Annotated in this window: 20 protein-coding genes and 1 pseudogene; 10 read left to right on the forward strand and 11 right to left on the reverse strand. The window is 62.2% G+C overall.

The window, feature by feature from the left end:
- The first annotated feature begins 45 nt into the window (after positions 1 to 45).
- The 3 genes from ACX82Z_RS00525 to pcaF are packed head-to-tail and all read left to right on the forward strand — an operon-like array spanning position 46 to position 2,644.
- On the forward strand, positions 46 to 765 hold the full coding sequence (locus ACX82Z_RS00525; RefSeq protein ID WP_459586204.1) for a 3-oxoacid CoA-transferase subunit A: 720 nt from the start codon (positions 46 to 48) through the stop codon (positions 763 to 765).
- Positions 762 to 1,433, forward strand: coding sequence for a 3-oxoacid CoA-transferase subunit B (locus ACX82Z_RS00530; protein WP_459586205.1), 672 nt, complete (start codon positions 762 to 764; stop codon positions 1,431 to 1,433). Before ACX82Z_RS00525 ends, ACX82Z_RS00530 begins: the two co-directional genes overlap by 4 nt.
- Before the next feature lie 2 nt (positions 1,434 to 1,435).
- A complete protein-coding gene (pcaF, locus tag ACX82Z_RS00535; protein WP_459586206.1) occupies positions 1,436 to 2,644 on the forward strand; it encodes a 3-oxoadipyl-CoA thiolase in 1,209 nt (402 codons plus the stop codon).
- A gap of 22 nt (positions 2,645 to 2,666) precedes the next feature.
- Here pcaF and ACX82Z_RS00540 read toward each other — a convergent pair.
- The 7 genes and pseudogenes from ACX82Z_RS00540 to puuE form a co-directional block, all read right to left on the reverse strand.
- A pseudogene (locus ACX82Z_RS00540) lies at positions 2,667 to 4,327 on the reverse strand (ABC transporter ATP-binding protein).
- Positions 4,320 to 5,150, reverse strand: coding sequence for an ABC transporter permease (locus tag ACX82Z_RS00545; RefSeq protein ID WP_459586207.1), 831 nt, complete (start codon positions 5,148 to 5,150; stop codon positions 4,320 to 4,322). The pseudogene ACX82Z_RS00540 and the gene ACX82Z_RS00545 overlap by 8 nt, the downstream one beginning before the upstream one ends.
- 4 nt (positions 5,151 to 5,154) lie before the next feature.
- Positions 5,155 to 6,117, reverse strand: a complete 963-nt coding sequence (locus ACX82Z_RS00550) for an ABC transporter permease (protein ID WP_459586208.1) — start codon at positions 6,115 to 6,117, stop codon at positions 5,155 to 5,157.
- A gap of 14 nt (positions 6,118 to 6,131) precedes the next feature.
- Entirely contained in the window at positions 6,132 to 7,724 is a 1,593-nt protein-coding gene (locus ACX82Z_RS00555; RefSeq protein ID WP_459586209.1) for an ABC transporter substrate-binding protein, read from the reverse strand.
- A 396-nt stretch (positions 7,725 to 8,120) separates the two neighbouring features.
- On the reverse strand, positions 8,121 to 8,636 hold the full coding sequence (locus ACX82Z_RS00560; protein WP_459586210.1) for an ureidoglycolate lyase: 516 nt from the start codon (positions 8,634 to 8,636) through the stop codon (positions 8,121 to 8,123).
- Positions 8,633 to 9,460, reverse strand: coding sequence for a bifunctional allantoicase/(S)-ureidoglycine aminohydrolase (locus ACX82Z_RS00565; protein WP_459586211.1), 828 nt, complete (start codon positions 9,458 to 9,460; stop codon positions 8,633 to 8,635). The genes ACX82Z_RS00560 and ACX82Z_RS00565 overlap by 4 nt, the downstream gene beginning before the upstream one ends.
- Positions 9,457 to 10,902 (reverse strand): allantoinase PuuE, encoded by a 1,446-nt coding sequence (gene puuE / locus ACX82Z_RS00570; protein ID WP_459586212.1) that lies wholly within the window; start codon positions 10,900 to 10,902, stop codon positions 9,457 to 9,459. Before puuE ends, ACX82Z_RS00565 begins: the two co-directional genes overlap by 4 nt.
- Positions 10,903 to 11,054: 152 nt before the next feature.
- Here puuE and uraH point away from each other — a divergent pair, with 152 nt between their 5' ends.
- Genes uraH through xdhC form a run of 4 tightly spaced genes read left to right on the forward strand, consistent with a single transcriptional unit; the run spans position 11,055 to position 16,035 of the window.
- A complete protein-coding gene (gene uraH, locus ACX82Z_RS00575) occupies positions 11,055 to 11,417 on the forward strand; it encodes a hydroxyisourate hydrolase (RefSeq protein ID WP_459586213.1) in 363 nt (120 codons plus the stop codon).
- Positions 11,418 to 12,884 (forward strand): xanthine dehydrogenase small subunit, encoded by a 1,467-nt coding sequence (gene xdhA / locus ACX82Z_RS00580; RefSeq protein WP_459586214.1) that lies wholly within the window; start codon positions 11,418 to 11,420, stop codon positions 12,882 to 12,884.
- Positions 12,884 to 15,229, forward strand: coding sequence for a xanthine dehydrogenase molybdopterin binding subunit (gene xdhB, locus ACX82Z_RS00585; RefSeq protein ID WP_459586215.1), 2,346 nt, complete (start codon positions 12,884 to 12,886; stop codon positions 15,227 to 15,229). Before xdhA ends, xdhB begins: the two co-directional genes overlap by 1 nt.
- Positions 15,226 to 16,035 carry a xanthine dehydrogenase accessory protein XdhC gene (xdhC, locus tag ACX82Z_RS00590; RefSeq protein ID WP_459586216.1) on the forward strand — a complete coding sequence of 270 codons (810 nt, stop codon included), beginning with the start codon at positions 15,226 to 15,228 and terminating at the stop codon, positions 16,033 to 16,035. Before xdhB ends, xdhC begins: the two co-directional genes overlap by 4 nt.
- 8 nt (positions 16,036 to 16,043) lie before the next feature.
- On the opposite strand, the gene dps is transcribed toward xdhC, so the two are convergent.
- Entirely contained in the window at positions 16,044 to 16,532 is a 489-nt protein-coding gene (gene dps, locus ACX82Z_RS00595) for a DNA starvation/stationary phase protection protein Dps (protein WP_459586217.1), read from the reverse strand.
- Positions 16,533 to 16,639: 107 nt separating this feature from the next.
- Positions 16,640 to 17,554, reverse strand: coding sequence for a LysR family transcriptional regulator (locus ACX82Z_RS00600; protein ID WP_459586218.1), 915 nt, complete (start codon positions 17,552 to 17,554; stop codon positions 16,640 to 16,642).
- A gap of 136 nt (positions 17,555 to 17,690) precedes the next feature.
- Between ACX82Z_RS00600 and ACX82Z_RS00605 the strand changes: the two genes are divergently transcribed.
- From ACX82Z_RS00605 to ACX82Z_RS00615, 3 genes are read left to right on the forward strand one after another with little or no spacing between them, the layout of a single operon-like run.
- Positions 17,691 to 18,902: a urate hydroxylase PuuD gene (locus ACX82Z_RS00605; protein ID WP_459586219.1), complete on the forward strand. Its 1,212-nt coding sequence runs from the start codon at positions 17,691 to 17,693 to the stop codon at positions 18,900 to 18,902.
- A gap of 1 nt (position 18,903) precedes the next feature.
- Positions 18,904 to 20,211: a guanine deaminase gene (gene guaD, locus ACX82Z_RS00610; RefSeq protein ID WP_459586220.1), complete on the forward strand. Its 1,308-nt coding sequence runs from the start codon at positions 18,904 to 18,906 to the stop codon at positions 20,209 to 20,211.
- A gap of 24 nt (positions 20,212 to 20,235) precedes the next feature.
- Positions 20,236 to 21,498: a glycerate kinase type-2 family protein gene (locus tag ACX82Z_RS00615; protein ID WP_459586221.1), complete on the forward strand. Its 1,263-nt coding sequence runs from the start codon at positions 20,236 to 20,238 to the stop codon at positions 21,496 to 21,498.
- Here the strand turns inward: ACX82Z_RS00615 and ACX82Z_RS00620 are convergent.
- Both ACX82Z_RS00620 and ACX82Z_RS00625 read right to left on the reverse strand, forming a co-directional pair.
- Complete coding sequence (locus tag ACX82Z_RS00620; protein ID WP_459586222.1) at positions 21,495 to 22,970, reverse strand: UdgX family uracil-DNA binding protein; 1,476 nt, start codon at positions 22,968 to 22,970, stop codon at positions 21,495 to 21,497. The two genes, ACX82Z_RS00615 and ACX82Z_RS00620, sit on opposite strands and share 4 nt — an antisense overlap.
- Entirely contained in the window at positions 22,970 to 24,205 is a 1,236-nt protein-coding gene (locus ACX82Z_RS00625; protein WP_459586223.1) for a putative DNA modification/repair radical SAM protein, read from the reverse strand. The genes ACX82Z_RS00620 and ACX82Z_RS00625 overlap by 1 nt, the downstream gene beginning before the upstream one ends.
- Positions 24,206 to 24,234: the final 29 nt, after the last annotated feature.

The raw sequence follows: 24,234 nt of genomic DNA on the forward strand, positions 1-24,234 counted from the left end.
AAAACTTATGTTCGCAATGCGAACTTTTATCGATTAGGGAGCGGGATGAACAAGATCGAGCCTGATATCAACAGCGCGGTGGCTGCCGTCGAAGACGGAATGTCGATCATGATCGGCGGTTTCGGTGGATCGGGCGCGCCGATCGAACTGATCGACGCCCTGATCGAACGCTACAAGAAAACCGGTTCGCCGGGGAATCTGACGGTCATCAACAACAATGCAGGCAATGGCGCGGTGGGCATCGCCGCGATGATCTATGCCGGCATGGTCGCCAAGATGGTCTGTTCGTTCCCGCGTTCCTCCGATCCGAAAGCGTTCACGGAGCGCTATCTGGCCGGCGAGATCGAGCTCGAACTCGTGCCGCAGGGCACGCTTGCCGAGCGTATCCGCGCGGGCGGCGCGGGCATTCCCGCCTTCTACACGCCGACGAGCTACGGCACGCAGCTTGCCGACGGCAAACCGGTCGGCGAGTTCGACGGCAGGCACTACGTTCAGGAGCGCTGGCTGAAGGCGGACGTCGCCATCATCAAGGCCGAGATGGCCGACGAGAAGGGCAATTTGACCTACAACAAGGCCGCGCGCAATTTCTCGCCGCTGATGGCGATGGCGTGTGCGACGACCATCGTTCAGGCAAGTCGCGTGGTGAAGCCGGGCGAAATCGACCCCGAGCACGTCATCACGCCCGGCATCTTCGTCGACAGGATCGTCGAGGTCGCGGAGCCGAAGCAGGAAGAAGCGTTGCTGCGCGAGGGAGCGAAATCATGACCGCGAAGCTGACCAACGCACAGATCGCCTGGCGTGCCGCGCAGGACATTCAGGACGGCGCCTATGTCAATCTCGGCATCGGTTTTCCGGAGATGGTGGCCAAGTTCAAGCCGAAGGGCCGCGAGGTGATCTACCACACCGAAAACGGCGTCCTCGATTTCGGCGAGGCTCCGCCCGCCGGCGAGGAAGACTGGGACCTGATCAACGCCGGCAAGAAGGCCGTGACGCTCAATCCCGGCGCATCGTTTTTCCACCATGCCGACAGTTTCGCCATGGTGCGCGGCGGCCATCTCGACGTCGCGATCCTCGGTGCCTACGAAGTCGCGCAGACGGGCGATCTCGCCAACTGGTCGACCGGCCCGAAATCGGTTCCGGCAGTTGGCGGCGCGATGGACCTCGTCCATGGGGCGAAGCGCGTTTGCGTTATCACCGATCACGTGACCAAGGACGGGAAGCCGAAGCTCGTCGAAAAGTGTTCGCTTCCGCTGACCGGTGTCGGCTGCGTGACGACGGTTTACACCAGCCTTGCCGTCGTCGAAATCATCGACAAGCGCTTCGTGCTGCGCGAAAAGCTGCCGGGCATGAGCATGGAAGATTTGCAGGCCGTGACAGGCGCGGAACTCACCGTGCAAGGCACCGTCGAAGACCTGATCGTACCGGAGGTTTGAACATGGCTGACGCTTATATCTGCGACTATATCCGCACGCCCATCGGCCGCTTCGGCGGCTCGCTCTCGTCCGTCAGGGCAGACGATCTCGGCGCGGTGCCGCTGAAGGCGCTCATGGAGCGCAATCCCGGCCTCGACTGGGCCGCGATTGACGACGTGATCTATGGCTGCGCCAACCAGGCGGGCGAGGACAACCGCAACGTCGCGCGCATGTCGTTGCTTCTGGCCGGTCTGCCGGACGTGGTGCCGGGTGCGACTGTCAACCGGCTTTGCGGTTCGGGCATGAATGCCGTCATCGACGCCGCGCGAGCGATCAAGGCGGGCGAGGCGGAGATCATGATTGCCGGCGGCGTGGAATCCATGAGCCGCGCACCCTTCGTGATGCCGAAGGCCGACACGGCCTTTTCGCGGAATGCAGAAATCTACGACACCACGATCGGCTGGCGCTTCGTCAATCCGCTGATGAAAAAGCAATACGGCGTCGATTCCATGCCGGAGACGGCGGAAAACGTGGCGGAAGATTTCAAGGTCAGCCGCGCCGATCAGGATGCGTTCGCCGCACGCAGCCAGGACAAGGCCGTCGCTGCGCAGGAAAACGGCCGTTTGGCAAAGGAGATCGTCGCGGTGACGATCCCGCAGCGCAAGGGCGATCCGATCGTCGTCGACAAGGACGAGCACCCGCGCGCCGGCACGACCGCCGAAAAACTCTCCAAGCTGCCGACGCCCTTCAAAAAGGAAGGCGGTTCGGTGACAGCCGGCAACGCTTCGGGCGTCAATGACGGCGCGGCCGCGCTCATCATTGCGTCGGAAGCAGCAGTGAAGAAATACGGCCTAACGCCGATTGCCCGCGTTCTCGGCGGTGCGGCCGCCGGTCTGGCACCGCGCATCATGGGCTTCGGCCCTGCGCTTTCGACCAAGAAATTGCTGCAGCGGCTTGGCATGTCGATCTCGGATTTCGACGTGATCGAACTCAACGAAGCCTTCGCATCTCAAGGTCTCGCCACTCTGCGCGATCTCGGTGTTGCCGATGATGCGGCGCATGTGAATCCGAATGGCGGTGCGATCGCGCTTGGCCATCCGCTCGGTATGTCCGGCGCGCGCATCACCGGCACGGCTGCGCTGGAACTGAAGGAACGTGGCGTGCGCTACGGCCTTGCGACCATGTGCATCGGCGTCGGGCAAGGCATTTCGGTCGCCATCGAGCGCGTCTGATATCTGAAAGATTGCGGCCGGGTCAGTTCCCGGCCGCCGCCATCTTGCGCCCGGAAATCGCCTTTTCGAGCCAGCCCACCTCCATCTCGGGAACCGAGGACAGGAGCAACTGTGTGTAGTCGTCGAAGGGCGGCGACAGCACCTTCGACTTCGGCCCGTAACGTACGACCTCGCCGCGATACATGACGGCGATGGAATCGGCGATGGCGCGCACGGTCGCGATGTCGTGTGTGATGAAAAGGTAGGAGACCTTTTCCTCTTTCTGCAATTCCAGAAGCAGTTTCAGGATACCGTTGGCGACCAGCGGGTCGAGCGCGCTCGTTACCTCATCGCAGATGATCAGCTTCGGCTTGGCGGCGAGCGCCCGCGCTATGCATACGCGCTGCTTTTGGCCGCCCGACAATTCGGCTGGATAGCGGTCGGCGAAGCCGCCGCCCATCTCGATCTTTTCGAGGAGTTCGGCCACCTGACGGTCGCGTTCCTTGCCGCGTATGTCGAAATAGAATTCGAGCGGGCGGCCGATGATCGTCGCGACCGTCTGCCGCGGATTCATCGCCACATCCGCCATCTGGTAGATCATCTGCAATTCGCGCAGATCTTCCTTGCTGCGATCTGCGAGGCGGTTTGAAAGCGTGCGCCCGTCGAACGCGATAGAACCTTCCTTGGGGGAAGCAGGCCTGTGATCGCACGCGCCAGCGTCGACTTGCCGGAGCCGGATTCGCCGACGACGGCCAGCGTCTGGCCCGGCAGGATATCGACCGAGACATCCTTCAGGACGTTAACGTTGCCGCCGCCATAGGCTGCGGTGACGTTCTTCACCGACAGGAGCGGCGCACCGGTGGGTGCCTGTTCGGCGTGCTCGACATGATGGGCAGCGACAAGTTGCTGCGTATAGGTCTCGCGCGGCGCGTCGACGATCTGGCGCGTCTCGCCGACCTCGACCATCTTGCCGTGGCGCAGCACCATGATGCGATCCGAGACTTGCGCGACGACGGCAAGATCGTGCGTGATATAAAGCGCTGCAACGCCCGTCGCGGCGATCGCTTCCTTGATCGCAGCGAGCACGTCGATCTGCGTCGTCACGTCGAGCGCGGTCGTCGGTTCGTCGAAGATGATCAGGTCGGGCTGCGAACACAGCGCCATTGCCGTCATGACACGCTGAAGCTGGCCGCCCGAGACCTGATGCGGATAGCGTCTGCCGATATTCTCCGGATCGGGAAGGGAGAGCTTTCGAAAGAGTTCGACGGCGCGTTGTTCGGCTTCCTTGCGGGACGAGATCCCGTGCTTCAGCGTCGCTTCCACCACTTGATCCATCAGGCGATGGGCCGGGTTGAACGCGGCGGCGGCCGACTGTGCCACGTAACAGACCTCGCGGCCGCGCAATTTGCGTTTCTTGCGAGCACCGTCCTTCAATATGTCTCTGCCGTTGAGCCAGACCTCACCGCCAGTGATTCTGACGCCGCCGCGCCCATAGGCCATAGGCGACAGACCGATGGTGGACTTGCCGGCACCGGATTCGCCGATCAGCCCAAGCACCTTGCCTTTTTCCAGTGTCAGCGAGACGCCGTCGACGATGGTGATGTCGCGCGGCGCTTCATCGGGTGGATAGACGGTCGCCTCGATCTTCAGATCGCGGATATCGAGCAGCGGCTTGTCGGTGACAGGCATGGGTTCCTTAGGCATTGCCGCGTCCTCCCTTCAGATCGCTGGTGCGATTCAAGAGCCAGTCGGCGACGAGATTGACGGAGATGGCGAGCGCGGCGATCGCGCCTGCCGGGATGAGCGCGGCGGGTATCCCGAAGACGATGCCCTCGCGGTTTTCGCGCACCATGCCGCCCCAGTCGGCATCCGGCGGTTGGACGCCGAGGCCGAGGAAGGACAAAGCGGACAGGAACAGCACCGCGTAGATGAATCGCAGGCCGAGTTCCGAGACGAGCGGCGAAAGCGCGTTGGGCAGGATTTCCCGGAAGATGATCCAGCGGGTGCCTTCGCCGCGCAGCTTGGCGGCCTCCACATAGTCCATGACGTTGATGTCGACCGCGACGGCACGCGACAGGCGATAGACGCGCGTGGAATCGAGCAGTCCCATCACGATGATCAGCGTCGGGATGGTGGATGGCAGGACCGACAGCACCACGAGGCCGAAAATCAGCGTCGGGATCGACATCAGGAGATCGACGAAGCGCGACATCAGCGTGTCGAACCAGCCGCCGAGCACGGCCGCCATGAAGCCGAGGATCGAGCCGAGCGTGAAGGCGAGCGCAGTTGCTGAAACGGCGATGAACACCGTGATGCGTGCGCCGTAGATCATACGCGAGAGAAGGTCGCGGCCCAGATTGTCCGTGCCGAGCCAGTATTGCGCCGAGGACGGTTCCCAGACACCGCCGAGGACGCGCGATCCGGGGTAGGGCGCGATCCAGGGAGCGAAGATCGCGACGAACAGAAGCGTCGCGGTGATGATCAGGCCGATGGCCGCGCCGATCGGCATGCGTTTGAACATCGTCATCGCCTCACCTCCTGTGCCGCAGGCGCGGATTGGCGAGGATCGCCACGATGTCCGCGACGAGGTTGAGGCCGATATAGACGGCGGCGAAAATCAGGCCGACAGCCTGCACCACGGGTACGTCGCGCCGGGTGACGTGATCGACGAGATATTGCCCCATGCCGGGATAGACGAAGATGACCTCGATGACGACGACGCCGACGACGAGATAGGCAAGATTGAGCATCACCACATTGACGATAGGCGCGATGGCGTTCGGGAAGGCATGCTTCCTGATGATCTCGAACATCGTCAGGCCCTTGAGTTCGGCCGTTTCGATATAGGCCGACTGCATGACGTTCAGGATCGCGGCGCGCGTCATGCGCATCATATGCGCCAGCACCACCAGCGTCAGCGCCGTCGCGGGCAGGGCGATGGCGCGCATCCGGTCGAGGAAAGGCATGGTGTCGTATACGGTCGAGACGCTGGGGAACCAGCCGAGCCGCACGGCGAAAAAGTACATCAAAACATAGCCGATGAAGAATTCGGGCAGCGAGGTTGCCGACAGCGACAGACCGGAAATGGTCTTGTCGACGAAACCGTTGCGATAGCGAACGGCGATCAGGCCGAGCAGGATTGCCAGCGGTACGGAAACGGCAGCAGCCCAGAAGGCCAGAAACATCGTGTTCTTCAGACGCGGCCAGATGGACGAGGCGATGTCCATGCGGTTCGACAGCGCCGTGCCGAGATCGCCCGTCAGGACACCGCCGAGCCAGCGGAAATAGCGGATATAGGCCGGATCGTTGAGGCCGAGTTGTGCGCGCAGATTTTCAAGAGCTTGCGGTGTCGCCGCCTGACCGAGGATCGACGCGGCAACGTCACCCGGCAGGATTTCCGTGCCGACGAAGATCAGCACCGAAACGGCCAGAAGGAGAAGGACGCCCAGCGCGATGCGCTGGGCGATGAGTGTCAGGATCGGATGTGTCCCCAAGACCGCAGGCCCCCTCAGGCCTGATCGAGCCAGACGCGGGTCGCGGCCCGCAAGTTCGAGGTCTCGTGGTTGGGGTCCTTCACCCAGCCTTGGACTTCCTCGCGGCGCGCGTCGATGAAGTCGTTGAACATGGGCAGGATCAGGCCGCCATCATCGCGCACCTTGGTTGCCGCCTCGCGGTACATTTCCGCACGCTTCGTGTCATCGAGTTCGGCGCGGGCCTCGCGGATGAGCGTGTCGAAGCCTTCGTCGAAGAAGCGCGTGTCGTTCCAGTCGGCGCCCGTGACATAGGCGGTCGAATACATGGAATCCTGCGTCGGACGGCCGCCCCAATAGGAGGCGCAGAAGGGCTGCTTATTCCACACTTCCGACCAGTAGCCGTCACCCGGTTCGCGCTGGACCTGGATTTCGATGCCTGCGGCCTGCGCCTGCTGCTGGAAGAGTTGCGCGGCATCGACCGCGCCGGGAAAGGCGACTTCCGAGGTGCGCAGCAGGATCGGGCCGGAATGACCGGAACGCTCGAAATAGTGACGCGCCTCGTCGGGATCGTAGGCACGTTGCTCCATGCCATCGGGAAACAGCGCGTAGGACTGGTTGATCGGGAAATCGTTGCCGACCGACGCATGTCCCATCAGAATCTGGTCGACCATCTGCTGGCGATCGACGGCAAGCTTGAGCGCCATGCGCAAATCCGCATTGTCGAACGGCGCGGTGTTGCAATGCATGGCGAAGATGTAGTGCCCTTTCGACGGGACGCTCTCGATCACGACGCCCGGCGCGCGGGCCAGCAGTGCGACCGTGCGCGGCTCGACGCGGTTGACGATATGGACTTGTCCCGATTGCAGTGCCGACATGCGCGCCGTCGGATCGTTCATCACGATGACTTCGATGGAGGCGACATGGCCGATGTCGTCGTTCCAATAGCCGTCATATTTGGTCGAGACGTGACGGATGCCCGGCTCGTTGACCTCAACCTGATACGGGCCGGTGCCGATGCCTGCAGCCGGATCATCGTAGCCGCCATTCGGCTGGATCACGAGATGGTAGTCAGTCAAAAGCAGCGGCAGGTCTGCATTGCCGCCATCGAGCTTGAAGACGACGTTGTCGCCGTCGACCGAAATATCGGTGATGCCGCGCAAGACACCGAGCGCGGCGGATTCGGTCGCTTCGTCGGAGTGGCGGCGGATGGTCTGCGCGACGTCTTCGGGCGTCAGGTCCTTGCCGTCATGGAAGGTGATGCCGCTACGGATCTTGAAGCGCCATTCCGACGCGTCGTCCGAGGATTCCCAGGATTCTGCCAGCATGGGCTGCGGCGAGCCGTCCTCAGGCGACTGGAGTACGAGAAGTTCGCCCCAGGTTGAACCGAAATTCTGCGAAACCTGTGTCAGCCACAAAGCCGGATCGAGCGAGTTGGTGGATTCACCGCCCTGAAGGCCGAGGCGCAGATCCCCGCCTTTTTGCGCGCCCTGCGCGTAGACGGCCTTGGTCAAAAGCGAGTTTGCAAAGACGGCCGATGCGCCAAGTGCGGATGCGCGGCCGAGGAAGTCACGGCGGTTCAGCTTGCGTGCAGCGACCAGCCGGCTCAGAAATTCGAGTTCCCTAGACATTGCCTGTTCCTTATTCGATCAGTTTTGTTCGAACCCATTGCAGCGGGCCCGTTCGTGCAGGCCTCGTTGTGCTGGATATTGACGCCAAAAAGCGACACCCAGCAAGGCCAATTCCGACATCGCTTGACGTAAATGGATGTCCCCTCGCGTGGCGGCGACTATAGCCAGCGAGCCGTGAGGATCAACCTTGCGCGGAAAATTCTCGTGGAATTTCTAATATTTGGCAGTCGCGGCCACGCTTCCGGGCATCGAGCGATCGTCGTTTCGAACCGACCGCGAAGCTTTGACTGAGCGTGTCGCCTGCGTGGCAGGCGATCATTGTCGCAAGATATGAAGGATATTTCGCGAGCGAGCCGTTTCGACTTGGGGGAGGCATTCGCGTGCCTGAAATTTCTTTCAATCTACCGGGTCGAAGCCGGCTGGCAGATATATGTCCCAAGGTGTTTCGAAGACGAACTCTTCGAGGTTGTCTTCCACGCCGCCGCGATCGACGACGACGAAATCCTGCGGCCGGCCGATCGGCGTCAGAACGCCGTGCCAGACATTGCGATGGTAGTTCACACCTTGGCGCGGTGCCGTCACGAATGCTTGCGGCGTACCCGGCCGTCCATTTTCGTCCGGGCAGACAACGACCAGAAACGGCCGGTCGTCGAGCGGCATGAATGCCTGGCTGCCGTAAGGGTGACGCTCGACGAGATCGAGCGTCAAGGGAAACGGATAGGGGGTGCCCTTGAAGATCGAGATCAGGACACGCGCATCCGTTCCCGCCGCCTCAACCGTCGCCAGATCGTGATAGCGCTCGCATTTTCCGCGATTGATCGGGAAATGGTTCTGCCAGTCCGTATCCAGCACGTCGCCGAACGGGGCAAAAGTCTCGCGCGTGAGAGGGCATGCGATGAGTGTGCGGCTCATCGGAAAGCCAACTTCGCGTGGCGGTTCACATCCTTGTAGAGCAGATAGCGGAAGCGGCCCGGCCCGCCCGCGTAGCAGGCCTGTGGGCAAAAGGCGCGCAGCCACATGAAGTCGCCGGCCTCGACCTCCACCCAGTCCGTGTTGAGCTTGTAGACCGCCTTGCCTTCAAGCACGTAAAGCCCGTGCTCCATCACATGCGTTTCCTCAAAAGGGATCGATCCGCCCGGCTCGAAGGTAACGACCGTGACGTGCATGTCGTGCCGCAGATCGGCCGGATCGACGAAGCGTGTGGTTGCCCACGTACCGTTCGTGTCGGGCATCGGCGTCGGGTCGATGTCTTTTTCGTTGAGGAAGAGCGCGTCGGGCGTGTCCAGCCCTTCGACGAACTCATAGGCCTTTCGGACCCAATGAAACCGCGCGGGCACGTTGCCTTCGTTCGTCAGCGTCCAGCCGCTCGCTGGCGGCAGATAGGCATAGAAGCCGGGCGTCAAGGTGTGGTGCGCGCCGTCCAGCGTCACAGTCACCTCGCCCTCGACCACGAAGAGAACGCCTTGCGCATCCGCCTCCGGTTCCGGTTGGTCGGACCCGCCGCCTGGCTGCACTTCCATGATGTATTGCGAGAAGGTCTCCGCAAAGCCGGACATCGGGCGCGCGATGATCCAGGCGCGCGTCTTTTCCCAGAACGGCAAAAGGCTGGTCACGATGTCGCTCATGACGCCCTTGGGGATCACCGCATAGGCATCGGTGAAGACAGCACGGCCGGTGTGAAGCGTGGTCTGCGGCGGCAGGCCGCCTTTTGGAGCGTAATAGGAGCGGTCGGTCATTCGGGTAAAATGTCCCTGAGCCTTAGAAGGGCGATGCGCTCGACCTGTTTGCAGGCCGTTTCGAATTCGGTGTCGCGGTCGCTGGCGACGCGCCGGCGGAACGCGTCGAGGATGGACGCTTTCGTGTTGTCCTTGACCGCGACGATGAAGGGAAAACCGAATTTTTCGGTATAGGCGTCGTTGAGTTCGGTGAAGGCGGCGCGTTCGACGTCGGTCAGCGCATCAAGGCCGGCGGATGCCTGCTCCTTCGTCGATTCGTCGGTGAGGCGTTTGGCCTGAGCAAGCTTTCCCGCCAGATCCGGATGGGCGACGAGAACGCCAAGCCGCTCCGCCGGGCTTGCCGAGCGGAACATGCGTGCCAGCGCATTATGCAATCCGCCCGCGCTGTCATGTGCCGGGCCGAGTTCCAGATCGAAGGCGCGCTCTGCGATCCATGGCGAATGCTCGAAGATCGACCCGAAACGCGCCACGAAGGTCTCGCGATCCATGCGCGAGGGGCGCAACGCATGCGGCTCGTAAGGGTGTGTGGCGATCCAGTGATTTGCGATGTCGATGCGCCGCGCGATCCAGACCTTCTGGTGGCTTTGTACATAGTCGACGAAGCGCTTCAGCGCAGCTGCGCGACCGGGCCGGCCGATCAGGCGGCAATGAAGCCCGATGCTCATCATGGAAGGCCGCCCGGCTTCGCCTTCTGCATATAGCGTGTCGAACGCGTCCTTCAGATAGGCGAAGAACTGATCGCCCGAATTGAAGCCCTGCGCGGTGGCGAAGCGCATGTCGTTGGCGTCGAGCGTATAGGGGATGACGAGTTGCGGCGGGATCGGATGGCCGTGCCCGTCATGATCGAGCCAGTAGGGCAGATCGTCGTCGTAGGTGTCCGAAATCCATGTGAAGCCGCCTTCCTCGGCGGCGATCTTCACAGAGTTGACCGAGGTTCGCCCCAGATAAAGCCCGGTCGGACGCGCGCCCGTTACCTCTTCGTGCAGCCGCACGGCTTCATCGAGGTCTGCGCGCTCGTCAGCCTCGTCGTGGTCGCGGTAGTCGATCCATTTCAGACCGTGCGAGGCGATTTCCCAGCCGGCCTCCTGCATGGCGCGCATCTGATCGGGCGAGCGAGCGAGCGCGGCGGCAACCCCGTAGACCGTGACCGGCGCGTTTGCTGCCGTGAACATGCGGTGGAGCCGCCAGAATCCGGCGCGCGAGCCGTATTCGTAGATCGATTCCATGTTCCAGTGGCGCTTGGCCGGCCATGGGGCCGCGCCGACGATTTCCGATAGAAACGCCTCTGATGCGGCATCGCCATGCAGGACGTTGTTCTCGCCGCCTTCCTCGTAATTGACGACGAATGAGACGGCGACATTGGCACCGCCCGGCCATGCCGCGTTGGGCGGGTTCGGTCCATAGCCGCGCATATTGCGCGCATAGCGTTTCGGATCGTTCATTTAGCCCCTCATTCAGCAGGCAGGATAGGACGGTTGCGGCGACTTCATTCCCGGCCAAAAATTTGAAAGTCTTTTTGTGGCCCCGTACCTGAAGAGGGCTTATGACTTGCCTTAGGATCACCGGCAATGATCACAAGAACAAGAGGGTGAGTATGGCTGCAACCGGAGGACGTTTGACGACGCACGTGCTCGATACGGCTTCCGGCAAGCCGGCAGCGGGGCTGAAGATCGCGCTTTATCGCGTGTCCGGCAATTCGCACCGTAAGGTGAAGGATGTCGTGACAAACGCCGACGGCCGCTGCGACACGCCGCTTCTGGAAGGGAAGGATTTTTCGACCGGCCAATACGAGCTGATCTTCTTCGCGGGCGACTATCTGCGGGCGAGCGGCAATGATCTGCCCGAGCCGGCTTTTCTCGATCAGGTTCCGATCCGCTTCGGCATATCCGAAAACACCCATTATCATGTGCCGTTGCTTATCTCGCCCTATGGCTATTCCACTTACAGGGGAAGCTGAATGGCTGAAATCCGCCGCGAGCTTCGTTTTCTTCTGAACGGTGACGAGGTCACGCTCACCGATGTGCGGCCGGACGAAACGTTGCTCGATTTCCTGCGTCTTCGCCGCTCTTTGAAGGGCACGAAGGAAGGCTGCGCGGAAGGCGATTGCGGTGCATGCACGGTGCTGGTCGGGCGGCTGGCGGGCGACGGCCTTGTCTACGAAGGCGTCAATTCCTGCATCCGCTTTACCGGCTCCCTCGACGGCTGCCATGTCGTCACGGTCGAGCATCTGCGCGGTACGGATGGCGGACTGCATCCGGTGCAGCAGGCCATGGTCGACTTTCACGGCTCGCAGTGCGGCTTCTGCACGCCGGGCTTTGTCATGTCGCTTTATGCGCTGTGGATGCGCGAGCCGAACCCTGCCGACGCCACCATCGAAAAGGCGCTGCAGGGCAATCTGTGCCGCTGCACCGGCTATGAAGCGATCATGCGCGCCGCGCGCGCGGTCTCGCATTACGGCGAGAGCGGACGCGATTCACTCATCGCCGAACGTGCCGAAGTCATCGCGAAACTGAAAGCGATGCGCGACGGCACACGCGTTGAGATCGGTTCGGACAAGCAGCGCCTTATCGTGCCGGCCAGCGTCGATGACTTGGCGGCGATTTTCGAAGCCGAGCCGAATGCGCGCATCGTCGCCGGCTCCACCGATGTCGGGCTTTGGGTCACCAAGCATTTCCGCGACATCTCGCCTGTCGTCTTCATCGGCGGACTGGACGAATTGCGGCGGGTGAGTGAGGCGGAGGGTGTTGTCACGATCGGCGCGGGCGTCAGCTATACCGACGCCTCTGCGGCGCTTGCCCGGCGCATTCCGGCGCTTGCGCCGTTGCTCGACCGGATCGGCGGCGACCAGGTTCGCAACATGGGTACGATCGGCGGCAATATCGCCAACGGCTCGCCTATTGGCGACACGCCGCCGCCGTTGATCGCGCTCGGGGCACAGATCGCATTGCGCAAGGGTGAGGTGCGGCGCCGGATCGCGCTGGAGGAGTTCTTCATCGACTACGGCAAGCAGGATCGCGCCCCCGGCGAGTTCGTCGAGGCGATCCATGTGCCAGTGCCGGACGAAGGTGCGCTTTTCACCGTCCACAAAGTCACCAAGCGCCGCGACGAGGACATCACCGCCGTACTCGGCGCGTTTCATCTGCACATCGCGGATGGAAAAGTCGCCTCGGCGCGTATCGCCTATGGCGGCATGGCGGCCACCCCGAAACGCGCGTCGGCCGTTGAAGCGGCGCTCGTCGGCAAGCGTTGGACGGTCGAAACCGTGGAAGCGGCGATGGCGGCGTTCGCGACCGATTATCAGCCGATCTCCGACATGCGCGCCAGTGGCGGCTATCGCATGATGGTGGCGAAGAACCTTCTGATGCGAGTGTTCCTCGAAAGCGAAGGCGAAGTCGCGCACATCACCCGCCATGAGGTCGCGTGATGAACAAGCACGCGCAGCCCGACCTCCAGGCCGCCACGATAAAAGGCGGCGTCGCAACCGACCGTCGTCACGATTCCGCGCATAAGCATGTGACGGGAACAGCCGTCTATATCGACGATTTGCCAGAGCCGGCCGGACTGCTCCATGGATGCCTTGGCCTTTCGACGGTTGCGAACGGGCGCATCGTTTCCATGGATTTGTCGGTAGTCGAAAATACGCCGGGCGTGGTTGCGGTTTTGATCGCGAGCGATGTGCCGGGCGTCAACGACATCTCGCCGACCGGCCGTCATGACGAGCCGATCCTGGCCGAAGAGGAGGTGCTGTTCCACGGCCAGCCCATTTTCGCAGTGATCGCAGAAACGCGGGAAGTGGCGCGGCGCGCGTGCAAGCTGGCGAAGATCACCTATGAAGAGCGCGGTTTCGTCACCGATATCGGCGACCTCGACGCCGAAGCGGACAAGCTTGTCACGCCGCCTTTGACCCTGACGCGCGGCGATGCGGCCGAGGCCATCGCCGCCGCGCCGCATCGGATCAAGGGACGCATGCGCGTCGGTGGGCAGGATCATTTCTATCTCGAAGGCCACATCGCGCTCGCCATTCCCAGCGAAGACGACGATGTGACCGTTCATTCCTCCACGCAGCATCCGAGCGAGGTCCAGCACATGGTTGCCCATGCGCTCGGCGTTGCTTCGCACTCCGTGACGGTTGAAATTCGGCGCATGGGCGGCGGTTTCGGCGGCAAGGAAACCCAGTCGAACCAGTTCGCGGCCATAGCCGCCATCGCAGCGAAAAAACTGAAGCGCGCTGTGAAGATCCGGCCCGACCGCGACGACGACATGATTGCCACGGGCAAACGGCACGATTTCGTCATCGACTATGAGGTGGGCTTCGGCGATGACGGACGCATTGTCGGCGTCGATTTTCTCTATGGCGCGCGTTGCGGGTTCTCGTCGGACCTGTCCGGCCCGGTGACGGACCGGGCGCTGTTTCATTGCGACAATTCCTATTTCTATCCGGCGGTAAAGGCGCGCTCTGCGCCGTTCTTCACCAACACCGTGTCGAACACGGCCTTTCGCGGCTTTGGCGGCCCGCAGGGCATGATGGGTGCGGAGCGCATCGTCGACGAGATCGCCTTCGCGTTAGGCAAAGACCCGCTCGACGTGCGCAAGGCGAATTTTTACGGGACTGAGACACGCAACGTCACGCCCTACCACCAGACGGTCGACGACAATATCGTCCACCGCATCGTTGCGGAGCTTGAGGCGAGCGCGGATTATGCGAAGCGGCGCGAGGAAATCGCCGCCTTCAACGCGAAAAGCCGCATCGTCAAGCGCGGGCTGGCGTTGATGCCGGTCAAGTTCGGCATCTCGTTTACGGCGACCCATTTCAATCAGGCCGGCGCGCTGGTCCATGTCTATACGGACGGCTCGGTCCATTTGAACCATGGCGGCACAGAGATGGGGCAGGGGCTCTACATCAAGGTCGCGCAGGTCGTCGCCGAGGAATTCCAGATCGACATCGATCAGGTGAAGATCACCGCGACGACGACTGGCAAGGTGCCGAACACGTCTGCGACCGCCGCGTCCTCGGGGTCGGATCTGAACGGTATGGCGGCGCAGAACGCGGCACGGCAGATCAAGGATCGGCTGTGCGACTTTGCGGCCGAGAAATACGGGTTGGAGAAGGACCAGATACTCTTCCTGCCGAACCGCGTCAGGCTCGGCAATCAGGAAATCCCTTTCGCCGACCTCGTCAAGCAGGCCTATATGGCGCGCGTCCAACTTTCGGCGGCCGGATTCTACAAGACGCCGAAGATCCACTGGGACCGCGACAAGGGCGAGGGGCGGCCATTCTACTATTTCGCCTATGGCGCGGCCTGCGCGGAAGTATCCATCGACACGCTGACCGGCGAATATATCGTCGAGCGCGTAGATATCCTGCACGAGACCGGGCGCTCGTTGAACCGCGCCATCGATCTCGGCCAGATCGAAGGCGGCTTCATTCAGGGCATGGGCTGGCTGACGACGGAGGAACTTGTCTGGGACGATAAGGGGCGGCTGCGCACGCATGCGCCCTCGACCTACAAGATTCCGCTCGCCTCCGACCGGCCGAAAATCTTCAATGTGACACTTGCCGATTGGGCCGAAGCCGGCGAGCCGACGATCCATCGCTCAAAGGCGGTGGGCGAGCCGCCCTTCATGCTGGGCATGTCCGTTTTCCATGCGCTTTCCGATGCGGTGGCGAGCGTCGGCGGCCACAGGATTTTCCCTGCGCTTGACGCGCCCGCGACGCCGGAACGTGTATTGATGGCGGTCGAGCGGGTCAGGACGGCAGCCAGAACATGAATTCGCGTGCAGAAGCGCTGACGCGTTTTCTGGATACCGCACCTGAAGCGGCGGTCGTGGAAATCTGCGCCGCGCGCGGGTCGACGCCGCGCGATGTGGCGACGTGGATGCTGGTTTCGCCCGATGCGACATTCGGCACGATCGGTGGCGGGCAACTCGAATTCATGGCCATCGAACGCGCGCGCGAACTGATTGCCGAAGGAAAAGGCGCGGCGCGCATGGACATTCCGCTTGGGCCTGAAATCGGCCAGTGCTGCGGCGGGCGTGTGGAGATCGACATCGCCTTCCTCGACCCCGAACTACGCGCGGCGATCCCGAAGCGGATCGAGGCCGAGGACGACATGCGGCCTTCGGTGATCATTTTCGGCGGCGGCCATGTTGGTCTGGCACTGGCGTGTTCGCTTCGATTGCTTCCGGTGCGAACGGTTGTGGTCGAAACGCGTGCCGAGGCTTTGGAAGGGATGCCCGAGGGCGTCGAAACGCGGCTGACCGCTGTGCCCGAGCAGGAAGTTGAGATGGCACCTGCCAAGGCCGCTTTCGTGGTCTTGACCCACGATCACGCGCTCGACTTCCTGATCGTCGCTGCGGCGCTCGCTCGGCCGGATGCCACCTATATCGGCATGATTGGTTCGAAGACGAAGCGGGCTACGTTCAAAAGCTGGTATCTGAAAGAAGCGGACGGGCGCGATGAAGACATCGACCGGCTGGTATGTCCGATCGGCGGGTCGGCGCTGAAAGACAAGCGCCCCGAGGTGATCGCCGCGCTTGCCGCTGCCGAAATCGCAACTGCGCTGCTCAGCGCCTGAACGAGCCCTTAGTCCTTTTCCTGAACATGGCTTTCTAGGAACCACAAATTCTTGTCGAGCGTGCGCGAATAGGCCGTGAAGATATCGGCGGTGTCGGCGTCGCCCGCCTCGTCGGATTCGTCGATCGCCTCGCGTGCCGCCTTCGCGGTTTTGGCGTAGCGTTCGATCAGCGCGGCGAGATGATCCTTCGTCTTGTGGATGTCGAGTGGATATGCTTCCAGAGTCGTCGCCTTGGCCACAGCCTGCGTCGTGCCGAGCGCCGTTCCGCCGAGCTGCGCTGCGCGTTCGGCGATCGTGTCCACATGGCCGTCGAGATCGCCGCGGAACATGTCGAGCATTTCGTGGATGGCGATGAAATTCGGACCCTTGAGGTTCCAGTGCGCCTGCTTGGTCAGTAGCGCAAGGTCGATCGCTTCGGCGAGCCGCGCATTGATCAGGTCGATCATCTTCGTCTTGGTGTTCGACTTCAGGTCGTTTTTCGTGGAGATCTTGTCCATCGCCGGTTTCCCTTCCTGTCTTTTCGCGCGGCATTCGCGTCGCGTTCGGATAAGGAACGAAACCGTCTCCGGGTTCCGACTTCAGGTGGCCCGAAAATTGAAACCAACTATCGCATAATGTCGCGGATCAGCCGCTGACAGCGCTCGGCCATGAAATCGAGCAGCAGGCGTGTCTTGGGGTCTTGAAACTTCTTGTGTGGATAGATCGCGGCAAGCTGCACCGGTGTCGGTGGCGTGTCGGACAGGATCACCTTCAGCCGCCGGTCGCGGATGAATGGCTCGACCTCGAAGCGCGGCTTCATGACGATGCCACGCCCGGCAAGCGCCCAACTCGTCAACACGTCGCCATCGTCGGAATCGAACGGCCCGCGTACGTCCAGCTTTTGCGGGCCCTCCGGCGTCTGCAAGGTCCAGGTGAATTCGCGCGCGCCGGGAAAGCGCAGGAGCAAGCAGTCGTGGCGCTTGTCAACGAGCTCCTGCGGCGTTTGCGGTTCGCCACGCGCCTCGAGATAATGCGGTGATGCGACCAGCACGCGCTCGCAATCCATCAGGCCGCGCATGCGAAGGCTGGAATCCTCGAGCAGCCCAAGCCGGAAGGCGACGTCGATGCCTTCCTTCATCATATCGACATTGTGGTCCGACAGGCGCAGCCGCACCTCGATGTCCGGGTAGCGGTCGTGGAATTCGGGGATGCCGGACGCGATGAAGCGCCGCCCTAAGCCGAGCGGCGCGGTGACGCGGATCGTGCCGCGCGGCTGGCCCGATAGCGACGTGACAGCCGCTTCGGCTTCCGAAACGGCTTCAAGCACCTTTTTCGCCCCGTCATAAAAGACGCGCCCGTGCTCGGTCGGCATCAATTGCCGCGTCGTGCGGTTGAAGAGCCTGACGCCGAGATGCTTTTCCAGCTCCTTGATGCGGTTCGACGCGACGGCGGGCGATATGCGCATGTCGCGCCCGGCAGCCGACAGATTGCCGAGTTCGACCACGCGAACGAAGACCGAGACATTGTCCAGATATGCCATGCGCCTGCCATAAGGTTGGGTGGGAATGCGCTAGCATTTTCATTCATTTTTTGAAAGTCATCGCGCTGCTTGCCCCTTCCGCATCCCGCCGATGCGCGTAAAAGTCGGGACGGGTTCGAGCCGAGGGGAATGGCCGGTGTACGATTTCGCGATCTTTTGGGACTGGCTGTCCTTTGCCGCGCGCTGGCTGCACGTCATCACGGCGATCGCATGGATCGGCTCGTCCTTCTATTTCATCGCGCTCGATTTGGGCCTGCGGCGCAACGTTCCGCTTCCGCCCGGCGTCAACGGCGAGGAATGGCAGGTCCATGGCGGCGGATTCTACCATATCCAGAAGTATATGGTCGCGCCGCCCAACATGCCCGAGCACCTGATCTGGTTCAAATGGGAGAGCTACGCCACCTGGCTCTCCGGCTTCGTGCTGCTTGCCATCGTCTATTATGCCGGCGCCGATCTCTACCTGATCGACCGCAACGTGCTCGACGTTTCGGCGCCCGTCGCAATTCTCATTTCGATTGCCTCGCTCGGTCTCGGGTGGGTGATCTACGACCAGCTTTGCAAATCGCCGCTTGGTAAAAACGACACGGCGCTCATGCTGATCCTCTATGGCGTTCTCGTCGCCATGGCGTGGGGCTACACGCAGCTTTTCACCGGCCGCGCGGCGTTCCTGCATCTGGGCGCGTTCACCGCGACGATCATGTCGGCCAATGTCTTCCTGATCATCATTCCGAACCAGAAGATCGTGGTCGCCGACCTCAAATCCGGGCGCGCGCCCGATCCGAAATACGGCAAGATCGCCAAGCAGCGCTCGACCCACAACAACTATCTGACGCTGCCCGTCATATTCCTGATGCTGTCGAACCACTATCCGCTCGCCTACGCGACGGAGTTCAACTGGGTGATCGCATCGCTGGTGTTCATCATCGGCGTGCTGATCCGGCATTACTTCAACACGATGCATGCGACCGGCGCAAAGCCGCACTGGACATGGGGTGCGTCGGCTGTCCTGTTCATCGTCATCATGTGGCTGTCGACCGTTCCCGCCGCGCTGACCGGCGAGCCGCGTGCGTCCGTACGGGCCGAAGCACTGATGGCGTCAACGCATTTTCCGGCGGTACGCGACACGGTGATGGGCCGCTGCGCCATGTGCCATGCCGCCGAGCCGGGTTTCGCGGGCATTCATTTCGCACCGAAGGGCGTTCACCTCGACACCGAAGCGGACATCGCCGACCACGCACGCGAAATCTATATCCAGTCGGGCCGCAGCCACGCCATGCCGCCCGGCAATTTATCGGGCATGACCGACGACGAGCGTCGGCTGCTCGTCGCATGGTTCGAGGGGCGGTAAGATGAGCCTTCTTCTGCGCGGACGTCTGCTGACGTTCCTGACCGAGCCGCAAAGCGTCGATGACCATGCCTCCTACGTTTACGAGGACGATGGCGGGCTGTTGATCGAGGACGGCAAGATCGCGGCCATTGGCGATTTCGCGACGGTTGCCGCCAATGCGCCGGATGCCGAAGTGATCGATCACCGCCCGCATCTGATCCTACCCGGCTTCATCGACACGCACGCACATTTCCCGCAGATGCAGGTGATCGCAAGCTACGGCACCGAGCTTCTGGAATGGCTGAACCGCTATACCTTTCCCGAGGAAACGCGCTTCGCCGATCTCCAGCACGGGCGGCGCATCGCGCGGCTCTTTCTCGACGAACTTATCCGGCACGGCACGACGACGGTCGCCGCCTATTGCTCCGTTCACAAGGAAAGCGCGGACGCCTTTTTCGCGGAGGCGGAAAGCCGCGACATGCTGGTCGTCGGCGGCAAGGTGATGATGGACCGCAACGCACCCGCCGCGCTTACGGATACGCCGCAATCCTCCTACGACGACACGAAGGAGCTGATCGGACGGTGGCATGGCCGCGCGCGGGGGCACTACGCCATCACGCCGCGCTTCGCCATCACGTCCAGCCCCGAGCAGATGGAGATGGCAGGTCAACTCGCGCGCGAATATCCTGAGCTTCACGTCCAGACGCATCTATCGGAAAACCACGACGAGATCGCCTATACGGGCGAACTCTATCCGTGGGCGAAGGACTATACCGACATCTACCAGCATTATGGGCTGGCCGGGTCAAAGACGCTTTTCGGCCATTCCATCCATCTGTCCGAACGCGAGGCGGATGCGCTTTCGGATGCCGGCTCCATCGCCGTCTTCTGCCCGACCTCGAACCTTTTTCTCGGCTCTGGCCTTTTCGACTATCTGCGGTATCGCCGCCGCGAGAAACCGCTACGCATCTCGACCGCGACGGATGTCGGAGGGGGGACCAACTATTCCATGTTGCGCACGATGGACGAGGGCTACAAGGTTATCGCGCTCAATGGCGAGAAGCTGAACCCGTTCGCATCGTTCTGGCAGATCACGCGCGGTAATGCGGAAGCGCTGTCGCTCGGCGAAAAGATAGGCACGCTCGAGCCTGGTACCGACGCGGACCTCGTCGTGCTCGATGCCAATGCAACGCCTGCCATGCGGCTGCGCATGGAGCGGATCGAAACCTTGGCGGAAGAACTGTTCCTCCTGCAAACCATGGGCGACGACCGCGCCGTGCGCGAGGTCTATGTGGCGGGCAAAAAGGCGAAGAGCGACCTTGCCAGCTAGGGTTCGGGCGTGGAGATTGGCGGCATGATCGATCCGCGCCGTCTCTTCACCGACATCTTCAATGCCGCCGTTTCCGCCGCCGACCCCGAGCGCACAATCCGTGATCATCTGCCGGAGCGGCCGAAGGGCCGAACCATCGTCGTTGGGGCGGGTAAAGGTTCGGCGCAAATGGCTCGGGCGCTGGAGAAGGCGTGGGACGGCCCGCTCGAAGGCGTCGTCGTCACGCGCTACGGCTATGGCTGCAAATGCGAGCGCGTCCGGATCATCGAGGCGGCACACCCCATGCCGGACGCAGCCGGGCTCGAAGCCGGAAAACGGCTTCTGGCGTCGGTCGAGGGTTTGACGAAAGACGATCTCGTCATCGCGCTGATCTCGGGCGGCGGGTCGGCCTTGCTGCCCGCACCGCCGGATGGACTGACGCTTGCAGACGAGATCGCCGTCAACGAGGCGCTGCTGGCATCCGGCGCACCCATCTCGGCGATGAACACGATCCGCAAACATGTCTCGACCATCAAGGGCGGTCGCCTCGCAGCCGCCGCGCATCCCGCGCGCGTCGTGTCTCTGATCGTTTCCGACATTCCCGGAGACAATCCCGCCCATGTCGCCTCCGGGCCGACCGTGGCGGATGGTGCGACGCGCGAGGACGCGCTTTCCATAATTGCGACTTACCGCATAAAGCTGCCGGACGCGGTTATGGCGCATATGCGCTCCCAAGATGCCGATGCGCCGAAGCCGGACGATCCGCGCTTTTCCGGAAACGAGGTGCAGATCATCGCGTCGGCCAATTTTTCGCTAGAGGCGGCAGCGGCTGAGGCTAAACGTCATGGCATCGAGGCCGTGATTTTGTCCGATGCGATCGAAGGCGAAGCGAGCGAAGTCGGCAAGGTTCACGCGGCGCTGGCGCGCGAAGTCGCCCTGCATGACCGGCCTTTCGCCAAGCCTGTCCTGCTTCTTTCGGGTGGCGAGACGACCGTGACGATCCGCGAAAAGGGCGGCAAAGGCGGACGCAACACGGACTTCCTGCTGTCGCTGGCTATCGGCATCGAGGGACTGTCCGGCGTGCATGCGTTCGCGGCTGATACGGACGGCATTGACGGGTCCGAGACGAATGCCGGTGCGTTTGCGGACGGCTTAACGGTTTCGCGCCTGCGCGCGCTCGGGCTTGACCCGCGCGCGCTGTCGGCTCGGCATGATGCGTGGAGCGCGTTCGACGCTCTGGGCGATCTGTTCGAGCCGGGTCCGACGGGAACGAACGTCAACGATCTGCGGGCGGTTCTGATCGTCTAGGCCGCCATCAATTCCTTGACCTTGCGCATGTCGGCGACGAACCGTGCGCGTTCTGCTTCTGCCTCCGCGCGCTCGCGAATGCGCAGAATGAAGGAGGGGTGGATGGTGATGAAGACGCGAAGGCCGTCGTCGCGCGTTATCACCTCGCCACGCATTTTCGTTACCGGGATCGCCTTGCCGAGAAGCGAATGTGCGGCGGTCGCGCCGAGTGCGACGGCAAGGTCCGGCTTGATGAAATCAAGTTCGCGATCGACCCACCAGCGGCAGGCCTGCACCTCGCCCGCATTCGGCCGCATATGGATGCGGCGCTTGCCGCGCGGTTCGAACTTGAAGTGCTTGACGGCGTTGGTGACGTAAGTGATGCGCCGGTCGACGCCGGCCTCCTCCAGCACGGCATCAAAGACTTTTCCGGCAGGGCCGACGAAGGGCTTGCCCGCAATGTCCTCCTGGTCGCCGGGCTGCTCGCCGACGAAGACGATGCGCGCATCTTCCGGTCCTTCGCCGAACACGGTCTGCGTGGCGTCGCGCCAGAGCGGGCAACGGCGGCACCCTTTCGCCTGTTCGCGCGCTTCGGTCAGCGTATTTGCCGGCGTGCCCGTGGAAAGAGGCTCGTCCTTGGCAGACCAGTAGCGTTCCTGCACTTTTTCGTGGTGCGGGGCAGGGATGGTCGGCATCTTATCGATCATCTCCTTTGCCGCCTTGTCCGCGCCCTTGATCATGTCGGGGATCAGCGCCGCCTCGGGCAGGTTCTTCCAGTATTTCTTCGGCATTTCGGCCTGCATCGCCTTCACCTTCAGACGCGCCGGATTGAAGATGTTGGTGAAATAAGTCCGCCACAATTCCTCGGTCGCATCGGGGCCGGGCGCGTCCGCCTTCGATGCCGGCGGGCCAATCTCGAGTTTTTCGCCGTCCCACTCGGCGGTGCCTTTCGGCGTCAGGATCGTCCAGCGCATGCCGGTGAACCGGCGCACGAAAAACGGCGCGTTGCGCTCAAGAATAAAGTGATCGGGCTCGAACCAGGCGACGTAGCGCTTGTCCTCGCCGTCGCCGATCTCCACGAAACGCACGAAAGCGCGCATCTTGTGCGTGTCGCGCCGCACTGCCTTTTCCATCTCGTGCAGACGCATGATGTCGGGATCGGAAGCGATCTTCAAAAGCTCCGGTTCGCGAACGAGCCGAAAGAGGATGCGGTAGAGAATGGAAAAGCGCGACGGATCAAAGTGGCATGCCACGGCTTCGGCGCGCTCGACGAATTCGCGTGGCACGTTCAGTATTTTCCCGGCGGGAATTTCCGGCAACGGCGCCGTTTCGGCGAAAAGGTCGCTCTCGGCGCCGGTCGTCCAGACGATATCGTGCGGCGATATATCGTTCAGGACAAGCCGTCGAGCCGCATCGCGCCAGCCGGAAAAATCCGTCTCGCCTTCCAGTTGAATGGAAAAACTCGTCGTCGGCTGGCGCGCTGGCTGGCTCATCAGAACAAACTCAGCTGCTTGGGCTTACCAACCAGTTCGGCGCGCAGATGTTCCGCGTCTGTCATGCCGCCGGGCGACCATCCCTCCGCGACGATAAAGGGGCGCACCTTGACGACCGACTGGCAAAGCCGGCCGACATCTTCCAGCCGCAGACGGCGATAGCGGCGCACCTCCAGCATCTTTTTCACTGCTTTGGTGCCGAAGCCGGGCACGCGCAGGAGCATTTCCTTCGGCGCGCGGTTGACGTCGACGGGAAAGGAGGCGCGGTTGGAAAGCGCCCATGCAAGCTTGGGATCGATCGCGAGGTCCAGCATTCCGTCATCGCGGCCGGCCGTGATCTCGTGCCGGTCGAATCCGTAAAACCGCATCAGCCAATCGGCTTGATAGAGCCGGTGTTCGCGCATCAGCGGCGGTTTCATCGAAGGCAGGGTGGAGGACGAATCCGGAATCGGGCTGAAGGCGGAATAATAGACACGGCGGAGCTGGTAGCTGCCGTAAAGCCGCGCGCTCGTTCCCAGGATGTCCGCGTCGCTCGTCGCATCCGCGCCAACGATCATCTGGGTCGACTGCCCGCCCGGCGCAAAACGCTGTCGGCGCTTCGTTTTCAAAGTCGGCTCCGACTTTTCCTCGATGCGCGCGCGGAGATTCGCCATCGAAATGCGGATCGTCTCTGGGCGTTTTTCGGGCGCAAGCTTCTTCACGCCCTCGTCGGTCGGCAGTTCGACATTGATCGACAACCGGTCGGCGAAAATGCCGGCCTGATCGAGAAGCTCCGGCGCGCATTCGGGGATCGTTTTCAGGTGAATGTAACCGCCGAATTTGTGCTCGACGCGCAGGCGGCGGGCGATCTCGACCATTTCGCCCATCGTCTCGTCCGGCGACCGGATGACGCCGGAGGAGAGGAACAGCCCCTCGATATAGTTGCGCTTGTAGAATTCGAGCGTCAGCCGCACGACTTCATCGATTGAAAAGCGGGCACGCTTCACGTTGGAGGAGGAACGGTTGATGCAATAGCTGCAATCGTAGATGCAGAAATTAGTGAGCAGGATTTTCAAAAGCGAAATACAGCGTCCGTCCGGCGCGTAGGAATGGCAGATTCCCATGCCTTCCGTCGAGCCGATTCCGCCCGATTTCAGGGAATTGCGCTTGGCCGCGCCGGAGGATGCGCAAGAGGCATCATATTTCGCGGCGTCGGAAAGGATGGCCAGTTTATCGCGTGTTGAAAGCGTGCTCATGTGTTCATGATATGTTCTTTCGCGATTTG

It is taken from the genome of Aliihoeflea sp. PC F10.4, assembly GCF_054612275.1.